Below are 20,543 nucleotides of genomic sequence, written 5' to 3' on the forward strand. Positions count from 1 at the left end.
AACATGGAAAACACAGGATATAAGTCTTTTGCTTTTTTAGAAAAATACTATACAGATGACAATACCTCCACAGAAGAAACAAAACCAAATGTAACATCAGATCCAGATTATATTGCCCCTATTTTAGATATTACGACCTGCCCACCTGTCACTCGACATTACAATAGCCAACAAACTAAAACCGTTACAAAAAATAATTGTTCCCCGGGAGAAACAGGTACTGAAGTTGAACTTATTGCTTATGCAAATCAATTTGTATCCTATGACAGTATAACTGATGCAAATAATCAAGCACTTGCCTGGCTGGAAAATAATGCTCAAATTTATGCGAATAATGCGGGAACCTGCATTGCTGATTCAACTCCTCCTACAAGTCCTTTTTTAAGTGTGTCTTCGATTACTTCAAATTCATTGATATTATCATGGACTCCAGCAACAGACAATGGAACAATTGCAGGCTACGATATATACAAAAATGGAGTTTTACTAAGTTCAACTTTATCTGATGTATATACTTATTCTGTCAGCAGTTTGTCTCCATCTACGACATACAATTTTTATATAAAAGCAAAGGATGCTACAGGAAATTCAAGCAATAGTAATATTTTAACCAGTACGACGCTATCTTCTCTTCTATCTCTAAATGCAGTAAAATCGGTAATTTTTGAAAATAAAGCCAGATCATGGAGCGAATGTAGAGATGCCTCTTCTGCAGATTTACAACATATCGATAATACGTTTATTGGTGCAGCTGTAAGTGCAGATAGTTTATTATATTCTCTAAATAGATATAGAGGTGTTATTGATACTTCGTCAATTACTATCAAGCCAAAATCTGCTAAAATAAAATTTAAGTTTGCAGAAAACACAGTTGGCAATGCGTTGACTTTTAATCTATTTGGATCCAATATTCAGATTCCACTTAATCAAGAATTTCAACCTGCTGATTGGAATGACTGGGACAATAGTACCTTTATTAATAGTATTTCTGTTCCTATAAATTCTACAGCTTATAACGAAATAAATTTAACTAGTTCTCAATTAGATTTACTCGTTTCAGGTCAAGCCTATAACTTTTTCCTAATTTCTAATGGTGATAAAGACTCATCTATACCTGTTTCAAATAGCAGACCTTTATTATCAATAACTGCCGAAACTGGCCAGATATATTTAGAATGTCAATTTTAATAAAGACAATTTCATAATAGAATAAAATTGGCTGATTTAGAAATAAATCAGCCAAATAAAATTTTAAAAAATCCCATTTAGCACTAGAAATTAAATACCACAAAAATGAACACAAATCACAACAGAATAAAAGTATCTGACTTAGAAACAGATGAGCGAGACAAAATTTTAGCTACAAATTCAAAAGGCGAATTAGAATTTATAGCCACAAAAAATATCAAGGTTGATAGTTACAATGCTTTAGATTATGAACAGGAAGGTAAAGCTCTTGATGCGAGGCAGGGAAAAATTCTAAAAGATTTAGTTAATAACAAAACAGATAAAGGTGGTTTTCAAGGTACAGCGCAAGATTTAGCAAATTCTATTCCTGACCTTAATAGTTCTAATTTAAAACTTGGAAATTATCCATCAACGCGAAATGATGGACAATTATCCACAAATAAAGTTCTAACAACTGATGCAGAAGGTAATTTGAAATTATGTTCGTTACCTACATCTATTACTTATCCTGCGCCATATATTACTGAAATTTTACCTAATAATTTTTTACCAAATACAACTGCAAACATTATTTTAAAAGGCTCGTTTTTCACTCCAAACACGAATGTTGCCATTGAAAATCAAACAGTTAATTATATTACTTTTAAAAGTGATAATGAAATCCTAGTTAATGTCACATCAGGAAATTTAGAAGGCAATTTCTCTATTATTTTGAATAATGGATTGATTGCGACCTTTCCTAATTCTTTCTTAATTATATATGGCGATACTTTTTCTCCTAAATCAACTGACTACAAAGATATTACACAACCTATAGATTTAACAATTAACGGAGAAATAAACGTTTCTCAATACAATGTTTTAGGTACATCTATTTTAGATCCTACAAAATTAAAATTAAACTCTTTAAAGAATTTTCATTTTAATTTTTCTTTAATGCATTCTCCTTTCGGCACAAGTGGTTTTGACGGTCATCAGCAATTTATGTCTATCTATCGAATATCAGATAATGTAGAAGTTTATAGATTCTCATTTTTTCAACTTACAACGACCTATACCAATTTCCTTCTTCAGTCCGGAACTACACTTAACACTTCCAATTATGTTGATTCAGGTACTCTAGCATCTGGCACATTAATTAATTTTAGTTTCAGAAAAATAAATGGAGTTATTACACTATACAAAAATAGCACTTTGCTATTTACGCCTCCATATGTTGAACTAACGGATATGTATATCAAATTTTTTATAAGAAGGCAGGATATAAAAAGCATTAAATATGTTGAGCTTTTTTAAAAACAAATATTTATTTTTTAATGTAAATTCTCAAAATAATATCACTGTTTTTACAAATAGATTTCATGATTGCATTTAATTACAAATCTCATGAAAAGGCTTTGTAAAAAAATCTTTAAAAAAAAATAAAAATGGGTACAAATTATAACCGAATTAAAGTGGCTGATTTAGAAAAAAATCAGCCCAATAAAATTTTAACAACAGATACTGAAGGACAATTAAATTTTACGGATATCAACAATATCAGGATTGATAGTTACAATGCATTAGATTATGATCAGGAAGGTAAAGTTCTTGATGCGAGACAGGGAAAAATTCTAAAAGATTTAGTAAATAACAAAATAGATAAAGGTGGTTTTCAAGGTACAACACAAGATTTAGCAAATTCTATTCCTGATCTTAATAACTCTAATTTAAAACTTGGAAGTTATCCATCAACACGAAATGATGGACAATTATCCACAAATAAAGTTTTAAGTACGGATGCAAGTGGTAATTTAAAATTATACTCTTTACCTACATCTACTTATCCAGCACCATATCTTACTGAAATCCTACCTTATAGTTTTTTACCAAATACAACCGGAAACATTATTTTAAAAGGCTCATTTTTCACTCCAACTATGACAGTCGTAATTCAAGATCAAACTGTTAATTATCTAGAGTTCAAAAGTGATAACGAAGTAAATGTGAATGTAACAACGGGACGTGCTGAAGGTAGCTTTAATGTAACTTTAAATAATGGTATTTCTGCGACATTTCCAAAAACTTTACTAATTGTTTTAGGAACAGTTTATACCCCGACAGCTAATGAATGGGAGAATACGAGTTTGGTAGATGTTAATGAAAATGGTTCGGTTAAATTAATTAATCACGGTTCACCAGGAAGAGCTGATTGGAATAAAGTATTCAATATTTCAAAACCTTTTGAAATTAGAATGACACCTAAAAGATCTCCGCTAGGAAATTATATTGGCGGTGATGATTACGGGGATTTTACTTTAAAATTAATCAAAGCAACAGATGGAACACCTTTTTTAAATGCGCAATTCTATCATAGTGTAGGAAGTGGTGTTAATAATACAAATGTCTTTTTAGTTTCAACTGGAACACTAAATTTGTTTAATCTTGGAGGTTTTTTTCCAACTATTGCGCCTTTAAATACAATGCGCTTAAAATTTGTTGGCGGAGTTATGTTTTTATACATGGATAATACTTTGATTTACACCTTCGCAAATTTCCCCACAACGAACCTGAAACTTGTATTACAGCCTAAGTTTTATGATTTTGCTGAAATTAATTATATAGAATTAGCTACTTAAAAAATATCATGAGCGCATAAATTGTTGTAGATTATTATTTAGAAAAATTTAAAACACTGGGAAATACTTTAGCTTATATTAGTTTTGATTGTTTGTCATTTCTATATACAAAAGAACCCGACTACAAAATGAAAGGTATCAAAAGAAAGTTTACTAAAGCTTTTAAAGTTGAAGTACATAACTTAAAAATATCGAACTAATATCTAAATTCGAATTATAAATAACTCATTATATCCCACTCCATTAAAAAAAGGGAATAGTATATCACTATTCCCTTTTGTATTTTATTTTATTAAAATATCCAAACCCTATTTCTCTCTATAAATCAAATACTGCTTTCTCATTTTTTTAAACTCCTGCAAACCTTCTTTCCAGCTGTTTCTTATTTCCTGTTCCGAAATTCCTGCTTCGATTTGCTGTTGCAGTTTTTCATTTCCTGCCCGAATAGAGAATTTTCTTTTATCAAAAAATTTCGATTTATCTTCCGTAGTTTGGTAGGCTTTAATCAGCCATTTAATTTCGAGTTTATTAATTCTCGGTACTGCCGATAAATCCTCTCCATTACATTCTACACCATTATACAAAGGGTCTTTGTCTCCAAAATTGGGTTTTGGCGTAAAGGCAAAATCGCTTTTTGGTAAATAAGGCGAACCGTAAATCTGAAATTGCTTTTCCGTTCCGCGTCCCATACTTACATTTGTTCCTTCAAAAAGACACAAACTCACATATAAATTAATCGATTGGTCGTTTGGTAAATTTGGTGAAGGACGAACCGGCAGACTATACGTCATGTTTCTGTTATAATTCAAACACGGAATAACGGTCAAATTACATTGAATCCCATCTTTCAGCCATTTTTGATCATTGATCATTTTGGCTTCTTCCCCCAAAGTCATTCCGTGAAGCAAAGGCGTTGGATGCATTCCTATTCCGCTTTTAAAAGCAATATCCAAAACCGGACCGTCTACAATCGCAATATTAGGATTTGGACGATCTAATACAATCAGCGGAATATTATTTTCAGCACAAGATTCCATTATTCTATGCATCGTTGAAACGTAGGTATACAAACGCGTTCCCACATCCTGCAAATCAAAAACCATGATATCAATACCTTTCAATTGTTCGGCACTTGGTTTATTGTTTTTACCATACAGGGAAGTTATGGATAAACCTGTTTTCGAATCGATTTCATCAGATACATGTTCGCCGGCATCGGCTGTACCACGAAAGCCATGTTCAGGCGCAAAAATAGTTTTGATTTTGATGTTTTTCTGAACCAAAAAATCAACCAAATGAGTTTTCGAATCGATAATTCCGGTTTGATTGGTGACAATACCAATTGTTTTTCCTTTTAATAAAGGCAAATAAGCAGTATAATTTTCTGCTCCTGTTTTTATTTTTTGCGCAAAAGATACTGTTGTAATTAGTACGCATAGTATAGTTAGTCTTTTCATAAGGTTTATTGTTTTTTTATTTGGCATTAATTTTTCACGCAGATTCTACAGATTAGGGCAGATTTAATTTTTAATCTGTGTTTATCTGTTTAAATCTGCGTGAAACAAAAATCATGTTAATCCTTTATCCCGATAGCTATTGGGAATGGCTAAATTTCGCATGACGATTTATCAAATTTAATTCGTGGAAATTAGTGTAATTCGTTGCGAAAAAAAATTACTCATTAACTTGCCTCCAAATTTTGGCAGTAAAATCATCTTTATACATTAATCTGTTTGTTCTCGTTGGATTTACGCGATTGGTCAGAATGATTAAAAACCTGTTATTATCAGGATTCATAAAGAAAAAAGTTCCTGTAAAACCAGTATGTCCAAAATCATTTTTTTTGTAAAATTCATCCGGTTTACGTTTATCAAAACCGAGTCCGCGGTAGATTCCTTTTTTTACCAGAGGCGATTTTGTAAACTCTTTTACCACTTTCGACTTTAGAATTTGTTTTCCGTGATACTTGCCATTATTCAAAAGCATCTGGCAAATCACCGAGATCGATTGTGCATTGGCAAATAAACCTGCATTTCCTGAAACTCCTCCCAAAATAGCCGCTGCTTCATCGTGCACATAACCTTTGATCGTATCTTTTCTGAAAAAATGATCAATTTCAGTTGGCATTACATTTTCCTCCGAAGTCCATTTTAGCGGATTGTATCCAATTTTCGAAATCCCCAATTCACTATAAATTCCTTTAGCCAATTGATCGAGTTTCTGCCCTGTTTTTGTCTCTATGATTTGTTGTACCAAAAGCAAATTGAGATCGCTATACAAATATTTACCACGTTCATGTATATTGGCAACAGCAATTTTCCCGTAAACTGTTTTATAAAATTCAGGATTGATCCACATATTTTTATAAACCTGAACGTAATGATCTTTAGGTTCGAAAGAAAGGTAGTTTGAATCGTAAACAATATTTTTATTTACATACATCGTATCAAACAAATCCGGATAATTCTCAGATTGCTGATTGCTTAACAAAGGCGATCCGTCAGGCGTAGAAAGCAAACTTTGGTAAAAAGTAATACTTGGCGTTAATCCCGATGTGTGCGTTAATAATTCAAAAACAGTCAAATCAGCAATAGCCGTGTTTTTATAGAAAGGAACAATTTCGCCCAATTTATCGTCTACATTTATTTTATCCTCGCCCACCAAACGCATGGTTACAAGTGTTGCGCCCAAAACCTTAGACATAGAAGCCAAATCGTACACATCATCTGTTTTTACTAATCCTTTTTTTGAGTAATCATGATAACCATAATTTTTCAAGATAAAAACAGAATCTTTACTGCCCACAATAATTTGTGCTCCCGGAAAAAATCCTTTTCCTAAGGCATTATTCATCATCGAATCGATGAAAACTTCATTTTGCTTTGTATCAAAAGACTTTTTCGATTTTTTAAGCGACTGGCAACTTATCCCTAAAAAGATCAAAAAGACAAGTACGATTCTAACTCCTGTTTTTTTCATTGGTTTATGGATTAATTCTTAAATCCTGAGCCGCCATCAAAGGTTCGTTGTTTGTGGCCGTTATCATAATCTTAACTGCTTTTACAGGCTGTTTTGGATAAATGGATGCATTTCCGTAATCAAAACTATCTCCTTTTTCAAAGTCGACACCGTTGTATGAATATTCGACATGACCATCATTGACAATAAATCTCGGGTGATGCGGAATCCCTGTTAATACATCAATTTTTGAGGAAACAATAGGATTGGTAAAAGTGTATAAAATCCAGTCGCCATTTGCGCAGGCAACATCGGTACGTAAATACGTTTCTATGTTATAATCTTCTAATTTTGAAATTGGAAATTTAGGATTCTCCGCCATCGATGACGTGACTTTTACTTCTGGTTCTAAATAAGGAGAGCAATTAAAATTTACCTTCGCCGAAGATTCTCTAGCTTCTTTATTATCCACCACAAAATCCAAACGGTATGTATTTTTTTCATTGTAATTTTCGATCACAAATCGCAAACGAGGTTTTGATTTCAGTGTTTTTTCTTCTGCATAAGTTTGTATCAATTGATCATTTTCAAAAAGTGAAACAGATCTGATACTTCCATTCGCACTTGCATCAGTTGTTGGATCAAAAGTGAGGTACCAAATTCCTTTTTTGTCTACATTTTCAGAAATATTCTCCGAAATGTTTACCACTTCAATTTTAGAAGTATTCCAGTTGGCAACCGGCAGTTTTTCGACTTTTACAGCAGGACTTGCAATCTCTTCATTAAAAAAAGTACGGAACATATATTGCTCGTATTCTTTGGTTTTAATTGGATTGGTATACGAAGGCGATTGTCTTGTAGGTTCATTTCCTTGCGCATCATAACGTACAACGGCTCCTTCATAAGGCGGAGTCACGGTGATAATTCCGCTTTTGTAAATTGCCGTTGGCGGAAAATCCCTAAAAGCAATTCCCATATTCGCCAAACGCTCTAAATGACTGTGAGTTAATCTTCCGTAAAAATCATCCCAATTTTTATCCTCTTTTTTAGTCCATCCAATTTCTGACAAAGCAGCAATTCTAGGGTAACTTTGGTACTCCATAATTCTTGTCGGACGATCCAGATATTCGCTCCATAAAGCGCCCTGAACTCCTTTGATCAGTTTTTGCTGTTCAGGTGTTAACTCATTCTCCGGAATTGGCTCAAACGAATATGCTCTTTTGGTATCTGTAATGGCTGCCCAGCGATGCCCGCGTTCATTTTCAGATTGTGCCATATCAAAATAAGTATATTGTCCCGGCATCATAATGGTTTCATGTCCTTTTTTAGCCGATTCAATTCCGTAGCTTATTCCCTGCCAGGCACTAATTAAAGTGTTTAGATTTATTTCTCCGCCTTTTAAAATTTCATTCCAGCCATTTGTTTTTTTATGATATTTATCCACAATGGTTTGAACTCTTCTAAAAAAATAATTCTGAAGCTGAAAACTATCTGTAAATCCTTCTTTTGCCATCAAAGCCTGGCATTTAGGACAATGCTCCCAGTTGGCACGATTGACTTCGTCTCCTGCAATATGAATATATTCAAAAGGAAAAATTCCCGAAACTTCTCTAATAATCGAATCTAAAATTTGGTAGTTTTCTTCACGTCCCACACACCAAACATTTTTTACTTCACCCTGAACACTTTTAAGTTCCTGCGTTATAGCACAACCAATCTCGGGATATGCTGCTGTTACCGCACGCGAATGTCCCGGAATTTCAATTTCGGGCATTACAGCAATCCCTCTGGCAGATGCATACGCAACCACTTCTTTCATATCTTGCTGAGTGTAAAAACCGCCATAACGTTTGTTTCCAGAACCGTACGATGGCAATAACACTTCTCCCGGTCCTCTCCAAGCTCCTTTTGCAGTCAGATCCGGCATTGATTTTATTTCGGCTCTCCAACCATTATCATCAGTAAGGTGCCAGTGAAAAACATTCATTTTATGCGCTGCCAGCCAATCGATATAATTTTCAACCGTTTGTTTATCAAAAAATTGTCTCGAACAATCCAGCATCATTCCGCGCCAGTCAAAACGAGGATAATCTTCGATTTTTACAAACGGAATTGTTCCTTTTTTCACATCTTTTGCAGAGCAGATTTGTAGTAAAGTCTGAAAACCATTCAGGACTCCGTTTGGAGTTTTTCCTTTTACCAAAACTCCTTTTTTATTAACAGTCAATTGATACCCATCATTTGGAAGACTCATTTTTTCATCGACCAAAAGTGCTATTGTATTTTTTTCCTGTTTATTTCCGTTAACAACCGATGCCGTAATTCCTGTAATTTTAAAAAAATCACTTGCAATGTAAAGAATACTTTTTTCTATCTTTTTGTCAATAATAATCTTCGGCGTTGAAGGAATTATAAAAGCTTTATCTTTTTGTTCTATTTTTACAGGCCTCGGGATTATATCCAGTTGCTGAGCCTGTATCGTATTCAGCGAACTCAGGAAAATGGCGATTAGTAAAATACTTTTTTTCATCTTTTTAAACTTTTGTTTTATTAAAATTGTATCGGACTGCTCTCCGTTTGTGTATTACTCAAAGCGGTAATAGCGTAGGTATATTGCTGCAAATTAGCGTTCGGAACCTCTAATTTTGTTGCTGTTGTTACATAATAAATGTTCTCCGGATTAGAGAAATCGGTTATTTTTGATTTAGGAAATCTGTAAATCACATATTTTTGATTGTTTACCCCAGCTTTCCATGTCAGAACTGCGGTGCCGCCTTTTTGAGCAATCGAAGCATTTACCGGTGGTTGAGGTTTTACTCTTGTAATTCTGTTGGCTTCGGGCGTTAGGGCGATGTATTTATATTGTTTTTCCATAAGAGGTTTTCTCAGCGTATCTCCTTTTTTCAGAAAATTGGTTGCTGTAAAATGCATCGAACCATCAATCATAGGCATTGTACGAATCATTTCTATCTGTTTCACAATCTGATCCGGACTTCTCCACTCTACTTCTTTTGCCGTTTTCGAAAGCTTATAAACTCCATGACCTATATAAACATTGGCTCCATATTTGTGCGCTGCCCACCATTTTGCCAAAACTTCAAAATTAGCCCTATCAAAACCAATGTGCCAGTACAATTGTGGCGTAACATAATCGATCCAGTTTTCTTTTTGCCATTTCAAAATATTGGCATACAAATCATCATAATTTGTTGCTCCGGCCACAGTATTCGAACCTTGCGAATCTTTGGCAATATTTCGCCATACTCCAAAAGGTGAAATTCCAAATTCGACATCTGGTTTATTCGTAATGATGGTATCTCGTATTTGCTTGATGATCAAATCGACATTATCTCTTCTCCAATCGTCTTTGTCTTTAAACTGGCGAGGCTCTTTGGCGAAAGCCGCCTGATCAGGAAATTCCTGTCCTGCAATTTTATAAGGATAAAAATAATCATCCATATGAATGGCCTGAATATTATAATTACGGACTATTTCGCCCACTACAGAAGCTACAAAATCTCTGGTTTCTTTATATCCCGGATTAAAATATCTTGTTTTTCCGTAAGTAAGAAACAGTTCCGGTTTCTTAAAAAACAAATGATTTTTTGAAAGCACTTCGTTCGTCGTATCTTTTTGCACACGATACGGATTAAGCCAAACGTGAACACTCATTCCGCGTTTTCCGGCTTCATCAATCATTAATTGCAATGGATCAAAACCCGGGGCAACTCCCTGTTTTCCTGTAATCCAGTGCGATGCAGGTTCTTTGGTCGATTTGTAATAAGCATCGGCCGTAGGACGAATTTGAAAAACGACGGTATTCAGATTATAAGATCGTAAATTATCCAAAATCGTAATCATTTCGGTCTTCATTTCCTTGTCTGACAAGCCAGGTTTCGACGGCCAGTCGATATTGTCTACCGTAGATATCCACGCCGCACGCATTTCTCTTTTTGCTGGTTGCTGGCTAAAAATATTGGTTTGAAACAATACTACTAGAAATATTATTTTTAAACTTTTCATAAATATTATTTTTGGTTAGTTAATATAATGTCAGAAGATTTAACCGCAATGTTCGCAAGGGTTTTACGCAATGTTCGCTATGCTATTCCATCTTTTTAATTCTTTATCTCAGTAATTCCCGAAGTTTTTTTTCTCTCGCAGATTCGGCAGATTTAGCAGATTCAATTCGCGGAAATTTGTGCAATTTGTGGCGAAAAAAACTTTCTACTCTGTTAATCAGTGGCTAACTTTTTTCTCTCGCAGATTTAGCAGATTCAATTCGTGGAAATTCGTGCAATTCGTGGTGAAAAAATCATTTTAATCCTCCCAATCTGTGGCTAAGAAAAATACCTAACAGGTTTTTAAAACCTGTCAGGATAACTAACAACATAACTACTCTAATAAATAAATACCGCCTTCTATAAGCGATGTCCAAACTTTTCCCTGATCGTCAACCGAGAAGCCATTTACACTGGAGCTTCCTAAATTGATTTGTTTTATAATTTCAAATTTTTCAGCATCCACCACAACAACTTCACCTTTTCGGCTGCCTGTATATATTTTCTTTTTATTTTCTAATATTCCTGCAGGATTGTGTTCGTATCCTAGTTTAAGATCTAAAACTTTGCTTTGGTTCACTAAATTTTCTTCCGTCAGTTCCAGTTCATCATTAAGTGGTAATCTTAAAAGTTCACCTTCCATTGTTTTGGCATAAAACCATTTTCCGTCCTGACTTTTTCCCATCGATTCCCTTACTTTCCATTTCGAAGTTCTTAAAAGCGTTTTACCGGTTTCTATTTCTACAATCGTCAGAAAACGTTCAGGAGTAACCAGATAAAGTCGGTTTTTTGATGCCGCCATATTCACGTTTCCGGCTGAATATAAGACTTGTTTATTATTACCATTATTCCATTTCCAAATGAGTGTTCCCGTATTTTTATTCAAACAATAAACATTGGTATCCCATGCGCCAAAAATAATTTTATCGCCATGTATCAAAGGAGTTCCTTGTGAATAAGACTCAGGTAATTTATTTTGCCAGATCACTTTTCCGCTAACGGCATCGATACAAATAAATGCATTAGAACTTGCAGTATAAAGTTTATTATTTTCGACAATTGGCGAACCTACCAAAACACCTCCAACAGGAATATTCCATTTTTGATTACCGGATTCTGTATCAAATCCCAGTATATTTCCTTCGATTGTACCAATAATGAGGTTGTTTTTTACCACTGTTGGAGAAAAATAAATGGCATTTCCGGTTTCTTTTTTCCAGTTAAGTACTTTATTTTTCAAATTAACCGATTGTATCTCACCAATAGAATTCGCAAAAAAAAGGCTTTTTTTATCAAAAGAAGGAACACTATAAATAGAAGCAATATCTTTTACAAAAGGAAAAATGTCTGTCCCTGAATCTTTTGGAATTTTAATTTTTGAAGGTGTCGACGGAACCGAAAATTTAAAAACGCCTGGTTGATCAATTTGTTTCTGATAAATACGAATACTGTCTTTACTGATAATTACTTCGTTGTAACTTTTGGTTTTACCATCACGCGAGGTAATCGATGCGCCCATAATTCCGCTTAAACCGGAGAAATCATATTTTTTTAAAGTATGTCCATGACCACAAAAACTGGCGACAGTAGGATATTTTTCTAAAACCTGAAGCACTTCTTTATAATTACTTACGCTATTATCTAATGGGTAATGCGCAAAATTCAGCACTTTTTTATTGTTGTTTTTAAGGCTTTCTTTTAGGGTTTTATCCAGCCAAAGCACATCTTCGTGTTTTACGAAACCATCTCCCATTTTCATATAAGGACCACACGGAAACCCTATAAAAAGATATTCTCCTTTCGAAAATACAAACCGATCGTTGCCCCATATTTTTTTATAGGTTAAACCGGCACTTTCGCTCCAGTTGGTTTCGTGATTTCCGGAAATAACGTAATAAGGGATTTTTAAATTCGAAAGAATCGAATGAACATTTTTAAGTTCATCATCGGCGCCGCGATTGGTTAAGTCGCCGGTTACCACCACAAATTCATTATCAGATGTATTGATTTCTTTTATAATATTCTGCAGCAAAAAGTCATTTTCATTTCCCGGTGAAACATGTAAATCTGTAAGTTGCACGAATTTTATAATTCCTGATTTTTCTGCGTTTTGAGAAAAACCAGATGTTATTATAAAAATCAATAGTATTCTGGAAAATAGATATTTCATGGGTTTGTTTTAATTTATTTTGAAACAAATTCTACTATGATGGTGCTAGATTAACCGCAAAGAACGCCAAGGTTTTACGCGATGTTCGCAAAGCTTTCTTTTAATCTATTTTTTTTTCTCACACAGATTCAATTTGTGAAATTTGTGAAATTTGCGGTAAAAAAATCATTTTAATCTTTTATCCCGATAGCTATCAGGAATGTTAGAAGCACTGCTGTGCGTCTCTACAATATATATTGTGTTCTTTTTTTCACGCAGATTCAGCAGATTTATTTGTGAAAATTTGTGAAATTCGTGGCAAAAAAATCATTTTTAATCCTTCTAATTTGTGGCTAACCTTTTCTCTCGCAGATTTGGCAGATTCGGCAGATTTAATTCGTGTAAATTTGTGAAATTGCTTCGACTGTTCGTTGTCACTCGAATTGTGGCGAAAAAAAACTTTTTAATCTGTGGCGAAAAAATACCTAACAGGTTTAAAAAACCTGTTAGGATAGGTAACCAAACCAATTTTTATGTATTGCTAATGTGTGAATTGCAAAACATAATTTCTTATTTCAATTTATTTTCTTTGAAAAAATTATCAAAAAATAACAATTGAAATTTTAAGGAATTCTCCCAATATTCAATATTGTGTTTTCCTGGACGTTCTATATAATCGTGATTTATTTTTAGGGCCAGCATTTTATTATGCAGTTCGCGGTTTACATCCATAAAAAAATCATCTACACCGCAATCGATAATCAGTTTTAGTTTGTTGTCTTTTACCAGTTCAAGCATATTGGTAACGGTATTTTTCTCCCAATTTTCAGGAAATTCTTTTAGTGTTCCAAGGCGTTTTTTGATATCCCAGTTTTCAGGAAACGGACGAATATCGACTCCACCACTCATACTTCCTGCTGCTCCAAATACATCCTGATGTCTAAATGATAAATACAAAGCGCCGTGTCCGCCCATGCTAAGACCGGATATTGCTCTGCCTTCGCGACTTGCAATGGTTTTGTAATTTTTATCTACAAAAGGAACTAATTCCTTTATTACATAAGTTTCGTACTTAAAAGTTGGATCTATCGGACTATCAAAATACCAGCTTGAAAAATTACCATCGACACCAATTACTATAAAACCATATTGATCGACCTGTTTCCCAACATCTTTAAAGTCTTTTGCCCAACTGGCATAATTGCCGCTGTAACCATGAAGCAAATAAACAACCGGAAATTTTTTATTGCTTTTTTTATAATCATCAGGCGTTATCACGCAGGTTTTTATGTTCTTATTCATCGAAGGACTAAAAACCTGAAGCGTATCTATTTTAGCTGCTTTCACAGAAAAAAATACGAACATCAGAAATAGGGTGCAGATTGCTTTTTTCATAAAATCTTGTTTTAATTATTATGTCAAAATAAGTATCTTTTTTTTTACCATTAAGATATTAAGTTCATAAAGCCTTAAATTAGTTAATCTCTTAATGGTAAAAAGAAAATTAAGCTTCATTTAAAATTCGTAAAATCATCTTAAACAATCTCTTAAAATAGTGACCGGATGCATTGCTTTTCTATTCGTGCCGTCAAAAATCTGATGGCGGCAACTTGTTCCTGCAGCAGCAATTGCTGTTGTGGCTTCGGTTGTACGAATTTTTGGAAACAGCGTATCCTCGCCCATTTGCATACTAATTTCGTAATGCTCTTTTTCGTAACCAAATGAACCCGCCATACCGCAACAACCTGAATTATAAATGGTAACCGAACTGTTTTTGGGCAAATTCAGCATGACAAACGAAGCTTCAATAGTACTTAATGACTTTTGATGGCAATGTCCGTGAATTTTTATTGTTTTCTCGGTATCCGAAAATTGTCCCGAATGGATTTTTCCGTTTATTATTTCTCTTTTAAAGAATTCTTCGATCGTAAAAGTATTTTTCGATAACTTTTCGGCGCCCTCTTTATCATAGGCCAATCGAATGTATTCGTCTCTAAAAGTTAATATTGCCGAAGGTTCTATTCCGATTAATGGCGTATTTTCAGCAATTAAATCTTTGAAAATAGCCACATTTTTATTGGCAATATCCTGCGCTTCTTCCAGAAAACCTTTCGATATAAAAGCTCTTCCGCTTTCTTCGTGATCTATTATAAGTACTTCGTAACCTATTTTGGTTAGTAATTCATAAGCATCAATCCCTACCGAAACATCATAATAATTTGTAAATTCATCACAGAAAAGATAGACTTTTCCGTTTTCGAAAGTATTATTTACAGCTGATTTTTTATTTTTTTCGTACCATTTTCTAAAAGTTGTCGGCGCTAATAAAGGCACTTGTCTTTTTGGTGCGATTCCCATACTTTTTTTAACCAAAGGTAAATTGGCAACAAAATTGGTCATAGAAGGTGCAATGCTTCCTAATTTATTGAGTTTTGAATTGAAAGCAAAGATTTTATTTCGAACAGAAAATCCGTTTGCTTTTTGATATTGGTACAAAAACTCCGATTTTAAAGTCGCCACATCTACATTACTTGGGCATTCGCTGGCACAGGCTTTACAGCTTACACAGAGCTCGAATACCTTGTACAATTCTTCATGATCGAATTTATTGTCTTTTTCAGAATGCGTTAGATATTCTCTCAACGCATTGGCTCTGGCGCGAGTGGTATCTTTCTCGTTTCGTGTGGCACGGTAACTCGGACACAAAGTTCCTCCTGCCGATGGCAATTTCCTGCAATCGCCTGAACCATTGCATTTTTCGGCAGCACGCAAAATTCCCATACTGTCTGAGAAATCCTGAATTGTTTTTATATCCGGTTCTACTCTTCCTGCTTCAAATCGAAGATTTTCATCCATTTTAGAAGCATTTACAATTTTTCCAACGTTTAAAATTGTATCAGGATCAAATGCTTTTTTTATTCGTTTTAGCAGTTCATAATTTTTATCCCCAATCATAAAAGGCAGAAACTCTCCTCGCAAAATTCCGTCGCCATGTTCACCGCTTAACGAACCTTTGTATTTTTTTACCAAATGAGCGACTTCCGTTGATATATTTCTAAACTGGTGTAATCCTTCTTTTGTTTTTAAATTGATCTTCGGACGTAAATGCAGTTCTCCGGCTCCGGCATGTGCATAATAAATGGCGCTTTGTCCATGTCTTTCCATCATGGCAGCAAAATCGGCAATATAATTGGGTAAATCACTTAGTTCAACCGCTGTATCTTCAATAGAATCGGCTGCTTTATCATCGCCAACAATACTTCCTAAAAGTCCCAAACCTGCTTTACGAACTTCATTTACTTTATCAATATCAGCACCGTAAATTTTAGGCAAAGCATATCCAAAATTATTAGCTTCAAGATCTTTAATCAAAGCATCGGCTTGCAATTCGGCATCTTCCATGCTAATATGCGATCCTACTTCAAGCATAATAACCGCTTTTGGTTCTCCCACAATAAAAAATCGGTTTTTAGATTGTTCCCTATTGGTTTTGGTACAATCTAAAATCGTATCATCCATCATTTCGCAGGTGTACAAATGATGTTTCATTGCTACAACGACAGCTTCTAAACTTTCCTGAATGGTATGAAAATGCGCCACAACCATAATGTTGTTTGTTGGCGGTAAATCGTCTACTTTTAAGGTAATTTCTGTAGTAAATGCCAGAGTCCCTTCGCTTCCGCAAAGTAATTTCCCTAAATTGATTGTATTTTCTGTTCCCGAAAATAATTCTGATTTTAATAATGCATCAATGGCATAACCTGTATTTCGTCTGTGAATTTCAGGTTTTGGAAACTCCCTGTTAATTTCTTCCTGATTTTCTTTGTTCGAAAGTTCCTCGTAAATCGTTTTATAAATTTTATTTTCTAAAGAATCTCCTTTTGTCTTTTCGATAAAGTCTTCCGAAGTTAAATCTTTAAATACCGCAAGACTTCCGTCACTTAAAACCGCTTTTATCTCTACAATTTTATCGCGGGTAACGCCGTAACGTATCGAAGTTGTTCCAGATGAATTATTCCCAACCATTCCCCCAATCATACATCGATTTGTTGTTGAGGTAGTTGGACTAAAAAATAAACCGTGTGGTTTTAAATACAAATTCAGCTCATCGCGAATTACGCCGGGCTGCACTGTTATGGTTTTCTTTTCGGCATCAAAAGCAACAATTTTTGTAAAATGTTTAGAGACATCTACAATTATTCCGTTTCCCACCGTTTGTCCGGCCAAAGATGTTCCGGCTGTTCTGGGTGTTATCGAAATATTGTTTTTTGCCGCAAAGCGAATAATCTTAGCAATATCTTCTACTGATTTTGGAATTGCAACTGCTTCAGGCATAATCCTATACGCAGAAGCATCTGTAGCATATAATTTCTTATAAAGCTCATCGTAAAAAAGAGTTCCCTCTAATGAATCTGAAAGTTGCTGTAATGGGAGAAGACTGGACATTTTATTGGTTGGTTTGCTTTTGGTTGGTAATTTGAAAAATTTATTTTGATTGTGTTATTTAAACCTGACGGGTTTTGAAAACCCGTCAGGTTTATCACTGAAAAAGGTTAACTTTTCAGAAATTACTAATAATCAAAACGTTTAAAAGCTTCGATCGCTTCATATTCTGCCAATCCTAAATCATCGTATAGAATTGCTGTGTTTTTGTTACGGTCTTCGGCTCTCACCCAAAATTCTCTTGAGTCGTTTCCTTGAAACATAACCCGGTCTTTTTGAGATTGGTGGTATAAAATGGCGCTTCGTTTTAGTAATACTTCTGATGGAGAAAGCGGAACGGCCATATCAATTTCGTGAATGTCCCATTCGTGCCAAGCTCCTCTGTATAACCATAACCAGCAATCATCCATATATTTCTCCGGTTTTAATTCTTTCATAGCAGCAAAAATCGCATTTAGACAAACTTCGTGCGTTCCGTGTGGGTCTGCCAGATCTCCCGCGGCAAATACCTGATGAGGTTTTATTTTGGCGATAATATCTTTTACAATGGCAATATCTTCAGGACCTAAAGGATTTTTCTTTACCTGTCCTGTTTCGTAAAACGGAAGATCTAAAAAGTGTGTATTTTCATCTTTTAAACCTATATATCTTGTAGCGGCATAAGATTCTCTTCTTCGGATTAATCCTTTTAATTTTCGAACTTCAAGAGAATCAATTTGATTTTCGGATTTACTATTTAAAAAATCAATCACCGATTTAAAGTTGATTCCGCTTGCAGCATCACCAACAAAATCTTTGGCAACCTCAGCAAATTTTAATGCTTCGTCATCTGTAACCGCTATATTTCCTGAAGTTTGATATACAACATGTACATCGTGACCTTGTTTTATTAATTTTGAAAAAGTTCCTCCCATAGAAATCACATCATCATCAGGATGCGGACTAAAAAGAATTACTCGTTTTTTTGCAGGATTGGCTCTTTCCGGACGATGAGAATCATCTGTATTTGGTTTTCCGCCTGGCCAGCCTGTAATAGTATGTTGCAAAACATTGAACATATTAATATTTAAATCATATGCGGAACCTTCCTGAGCTAAAAGATCCGACATTCCGTTGTTGTTGTAATCTCTGTCGGTCAATTTTAATATTGATTGTTGGGTTTCTCTGCAAAGCCAAACAATTGCTTTGCTTTTTAATTCCTGTGTCCAGGTACATCCGCCCACTAACCATGGTGTTTCGAATCGGGTTAATTCAGATGCAGAAAATTGGTCTAATACGAAAGTGGCATTAGTATGATTTTGCAAAAAAGTAGCAGGAACATCCGACGTTATTTCGCCCTGAATTGTTCTTTTTATAATAGAAGCTTTATTTTGTCCCCACGCCATTAGTACAATTCTTTTAGATCTAAGAATTGTCGAAACTCCCATTGTGATGGCTCTTTTAGGAACGTTGTCGATTCCGTTAAAATCAGATGAAGCATCGACTCTTGTAATATGATCCAGTGTAATAATTCTGGTTCCTGAATTGATGTGTGATCCCGGTTCGTTGAAACCTACGTGACCGGTACGCCCAATTCCTAAAAGCTGAAAATCAAGCCCTCCGGCTTCTTTTATTTTCAATTCATAATCAACGCAATATTGATTCAGTTCTTCGATCGCAACGGTTCCGTCAGGGATGTTTACATTTTCCGGTTTAATATCGATGTGATTAAAAAGATATTGATGCATGAAGTAATGGTAGCTCTGACGGTTCTCTTTGGTCATTGGATAATATTCATCCAGATTAAAAGAGATGACATTGTAAAAACTAAGACCATCTTCTTTGTGCATGCGTACCAATTCTTCGTATACTTTTATAGGTGATGATCCTGTGGCAAGACCTAAAACACAAGATTCATTGTTGGCTTGTTTTGAACGGATTAATTCGGCTATTTCCTGAGCAACTATTTTTGAACCCTGAACAGAATTATCAAAAATCACGTTATGATTTTTTTCAAATCGGGTTTCTTCAAATTTCCCGGGAATGTCGTAAGCCAAAGAAGTATTCGTTTTCATAATATATCTAAGTTAAAAAATTAGTTTTAACAAATATAGATACAAAAAACAGAACAAATACATTATTTTGCGTTATTTAACAAAATAAAATTCAAATAACGCAAAATAACGCAAAAAATACTGATTGAATTTTAAACTATAGGATAAAAACGCCAGATTTTCTGTATTCTTCCAACTTTAAATCATTAGGATCTAATTCGGTTACGATCGTATCCAAAAGATTCAAATCGCAAACAACATGAGGCATTTTAGTATTTAGTTTATCCGAAGAAAACATAGATACAACCCTATCAGAAGCCTCTATCATGGCTTTTTTGACAATTGAGATCTCATATCCAATCTCCGTTAAACCTTGTTTTATATTAATACTGCTCGCACCTATAAAACAAATATCGGCTTTAATTTTAGATACGACCTGAATCACATCCATACCAATTGTTACCATTGCATTTTTCTGCATTTTGCCACCAATAAATATTAAGTCGATATTGGGATGCTGGGATAATTGCATGGCGATTGGTAAACTATATGTATATATTGTAGCTTTTAAATCTGAAGGAATCAACTTTGCGAAAACTAAATTAGTGCTTCCACCACTCATTATAATAACCTGTCCGTCATGTAATAAAGACAGTGCTTTTGTCACGATCTTTTTCTTTTCATCTTCGGCAGCTATATCAATATTAAAAATATCAACGGATTTTTCCGAAACCTGCACAGCACCGCCATATACCTTTTCTAGTAGCTTTTTGCTGTCTAATTCGTTTAAATCACGTCTAATTGTATCTTCCGATAAATCCAGAGCCAAAGCCAAATCTGTTGTGACAACTTTCTGCTCTTCAATCAGCTTAGTCATTATATATTTATGTCTTTCGGCTTTCAGCATTTTCTTAAAAAGTTAAAATTCAGCACAAATATATCAAATATTTCAATTGAATAGCAGGACTTTTGTAGGAAACTGCAATAGTTTGCATAATTCTATACAATATTATAAAGCAGAAAGATTTTACATATTAAATATGCATTATTTTGCGTTATTTGAATTAATTTTCGAAAAAAAGTTCAAAATACT

12 protein-coding genes are annotated in these 20,543 nt (G+C 34.4%); 3 read left to right on the forward strand and 9 right to left on the reverse strand.

Features of this window, described 5'->3' with window-relative positions:
• Positions 1–3: 3 nt before the first annotated feature.
• The 3 genes from LNP81_RS25675 to LNP81_RS25685 all read left to right on the forward strand — a co-directional run bounded on the left by LNP81_RS25675 (position 4) and on the right by LNP81_RS25685 (position 3,806).
• Positions 4–1,188 (forward strand): DUF5977 domain-containing protein, encoded by a 1,185-nt coding sequence (locus LNP81_RS25675; RefSeq protein WP_230040316.1) that lies wholly within the window; start codon positions 4–6, stop codon positions 1,186–1,188.
• 105 nt (positions 1,189–1,293) lie between these two features.
• Positions 1,294–2,484: an IPT/TIG domain-containing protein gene (locus LNP81_RS25680; protein WP_230040318.1), complete on the forward strand. Its 1,191-nt coding sequence runs from the start codon at positions 1,294–1,296 to the stop codon at positions 2,482–2,484.
• A gap of 131 nt (positions 2,485–2,615) precedes the next feature.
• Entirely contained in the window at positions 2,616–3,806 is a 1,191-nt protein-coding gene (locus LNP81_RS25685; protein ID WP_230040320.1) for an IPT/TIG domain-containing protein, read from the forward strand.
• 308 nt (positions 3,807–4,114) lie between these two features.
• Here LNP81_RS25685 and LNP81_RS25690 read toward each other — a convergent pair whose 3' ends face one another.
• From LNP81_RS25690 to LNP81_RS25730, 9 genes are all read right to left on the reverse strand, one after another.
• Entirely contained in the window at positions 4,115–5,263 is a 1,149-nt protein-coding gene (locus LNP81_RS25690) for an exo-beta-N-acetylmuramidase NamZ family protein (RefSeq protein WP_230040323.1), read from the reverse strand.
• Positions 5,264–5,480: 217 nt separating this feature from the next.
• Complete coding sequence (locus LNP81_RS25695; protein WP_230040325.1) at positions 5,481–6,785, reverse strand: serine hydrolase domain-containing protein; 1,305 nt, start codon at positions 6,783–6,785, stop codon at positions 5,481–5,483.
• 4 nt (positions 6,786–6,789) lie between these two features.
• Complete coding sequence (locus LNP81_RS25700) at positions 6,790–9,294, reverse strand: beta-N-acetylhexosaminidase (protein WP_230040327.1); 2,505 nt, start codon at positions 9,292–9,294, stop codon at positions 6,790–6,792.
• A 20-nt stretch (positions 9,295–9,314) separates the two neighbouring features.
• The gene (locus tag LNP81_RS25705; RefSeq protein WP_230040329.1) at positions 9,315–10,787 is read right to left on the reverse strand and encodes a glycoside hydrolase family 10-like protein; all 1,473 of its coding nucleotides are present in this window, start codon (positions 10,785–10,787) and stop codon (positions 9,315–9,317) included.
• A gap of 372 nt (positions 10,788–11,159) precedes the next feature.
• On the reverse strand, positions 11,160–12,995 hold the full coding sequence (locus LNP81_RS25710; protein WP_230040331.1) for an outer membrane protein assembly factor BamB family protein: 1,836 nt from the start codon (positions 12,993–12,995) through the stop codon (positions 11,160–11,162).
• 549 nt (positions 12,996–13,544) lie between these two features.
• Positions 13,545–14,369, reverse strand: coding sequence for an alpha/beta hydrolase (locus tag LNP81_RS25715; RefSeq protein ID WP_230040333.1), 825 nt, complete (start codon positions 14,367–14,369; stop codon positions 13,545–13,547).
• Between the two features lie 135 nt (positions 14,370–14,504).
• A complete protein-coding gene (locus LNP81_RS25720) occupies positions 14,505–17,420 on the reverse strand; it encodes an FAD-binding and (Fe-S)-binding domain-containing protein (RefSeq protein ID WP_230040335.1) in 2,916 nt (971 codons plus the stop codon).
• Positions 17,421–17,545: 125 nt separating this feature from the next.
• The gene (nagB, locus tag LNP81_RS25725; protein ID WP_230040336.1) at positions 17,546–19,471 is read right to left on the reverse strand and encodes a glucosamine-6-phosphate deaminase; all 1,926 of its coding nucleotides are present in this window, start codon (positions 19,469–19,471) and stop codon (positions 17,546–17,548) included.
• Positions 19,472–19,607: 136 nt separating this feature from the next.
• Positions 19,608–20,357: a DeoR/GlpR family DNA-binding transcription regulator gene (locus tag LNP81_RS25730; RefSeq protein ID WP_230040338.1), complete on the reverse strand. Its 750-nt coding sequence runs from the start codon at positions 20,355–20,357 to the stop codon at positions 19,608–19,610.
• Between the last annotated feature and the right edge of the window lie 186 nt (positions 20,358–20,543).

It is taken from the genome of Flavobacterium piscisymbiosum (genome assembly GCF_020905295.1).
GTDB lineage: Bacteria > Bacteroidota > Bacteroidia > Flavobacteriales > Flavobacteriaceae > Flavobacterium > Flavobacterium piscisymbiosum.

Coding starts and splice junctions, on each gene's coding strand:
- nagB (WP_230040336.1), bottom strand. CDS start 19,471: ATGAAAACGAATACTTCTTTGGCTTACGACATTCCCGGGAAATTTGAA.
- LNP81_RS25705 (WP_230040329.1), bottom strand. CDS start 10,787: ATGAAAAGTTTAAAAATAATATTTCTAGTAGTATTGTTTCAAACCAAT.
- LNP81_RS25690 (WP_230040323.1), bottom strand. CDS start 5,263: ATGAAAAGACTAACTATACTATGCGTACTAATTACAACAGTATCTTTT.
- LNP81_RS25695 (WP_230040325.1), bottom strand. CDS start 6,785: ATGAAAAAAACAGGAGTTAGAATCGTACTTGTCTTTTTGATCTTTTTA.
- LNP81_RS25680 (WP_230040318.1), top strand. CDS start 1,294: ATGAACACAAATCACAACAGAATAAAAGTATCTGACTTAGAAACAGAT.
- LNP81_RS25720 (WP_230040335.1), bottom strand. CDS start 17,420: ATGTCCAGTCTTCTCCCATTACAGCAACTTTCAGATTCATTAGAGGGA.
- LNP81_RS25675 (WP_230040316.1), top strand. CDS start 4: ATGGAAAACACAGGATATAAGTCTTTTGCTTTTTTAGAAAAATACTAT.
- LNP81_RS25710 (WP_230040331.1), bottom strand. CDS start 12,995: ATGAAATATCTATTTTCCAGAATACTATTGATTTTTATAATAACATCT.
- LNP81_RS25685 (WP_230040320.1), top strand. CDS start 2,616: ATGGGTACAAATTATAACCGAATTAAAGTGGCTGATTTAGAAAAAAAT.
- LNP81_RS25730 (WP_230040338.1), bottom strand. CDS start 20,357: ATGCTGAAAGCCGAAAGACATAAATATATAATGACTAAGCTGATTGAA.
- LNP81_RS25700 (WP_230040327.1), bottom strand. CDS start 9,294: ATGAAAAAAAGTATTTTACTAATCGCCATTTTCCTGAGTTCGCTGAAT.
- LNP81_RS25715 (WP_230040333.1), bottom strand. CDS start 14,369: ATGAAAAAAGCAATCTGCACCCTATTTCTGATGTTCGTATTTTTTTCT.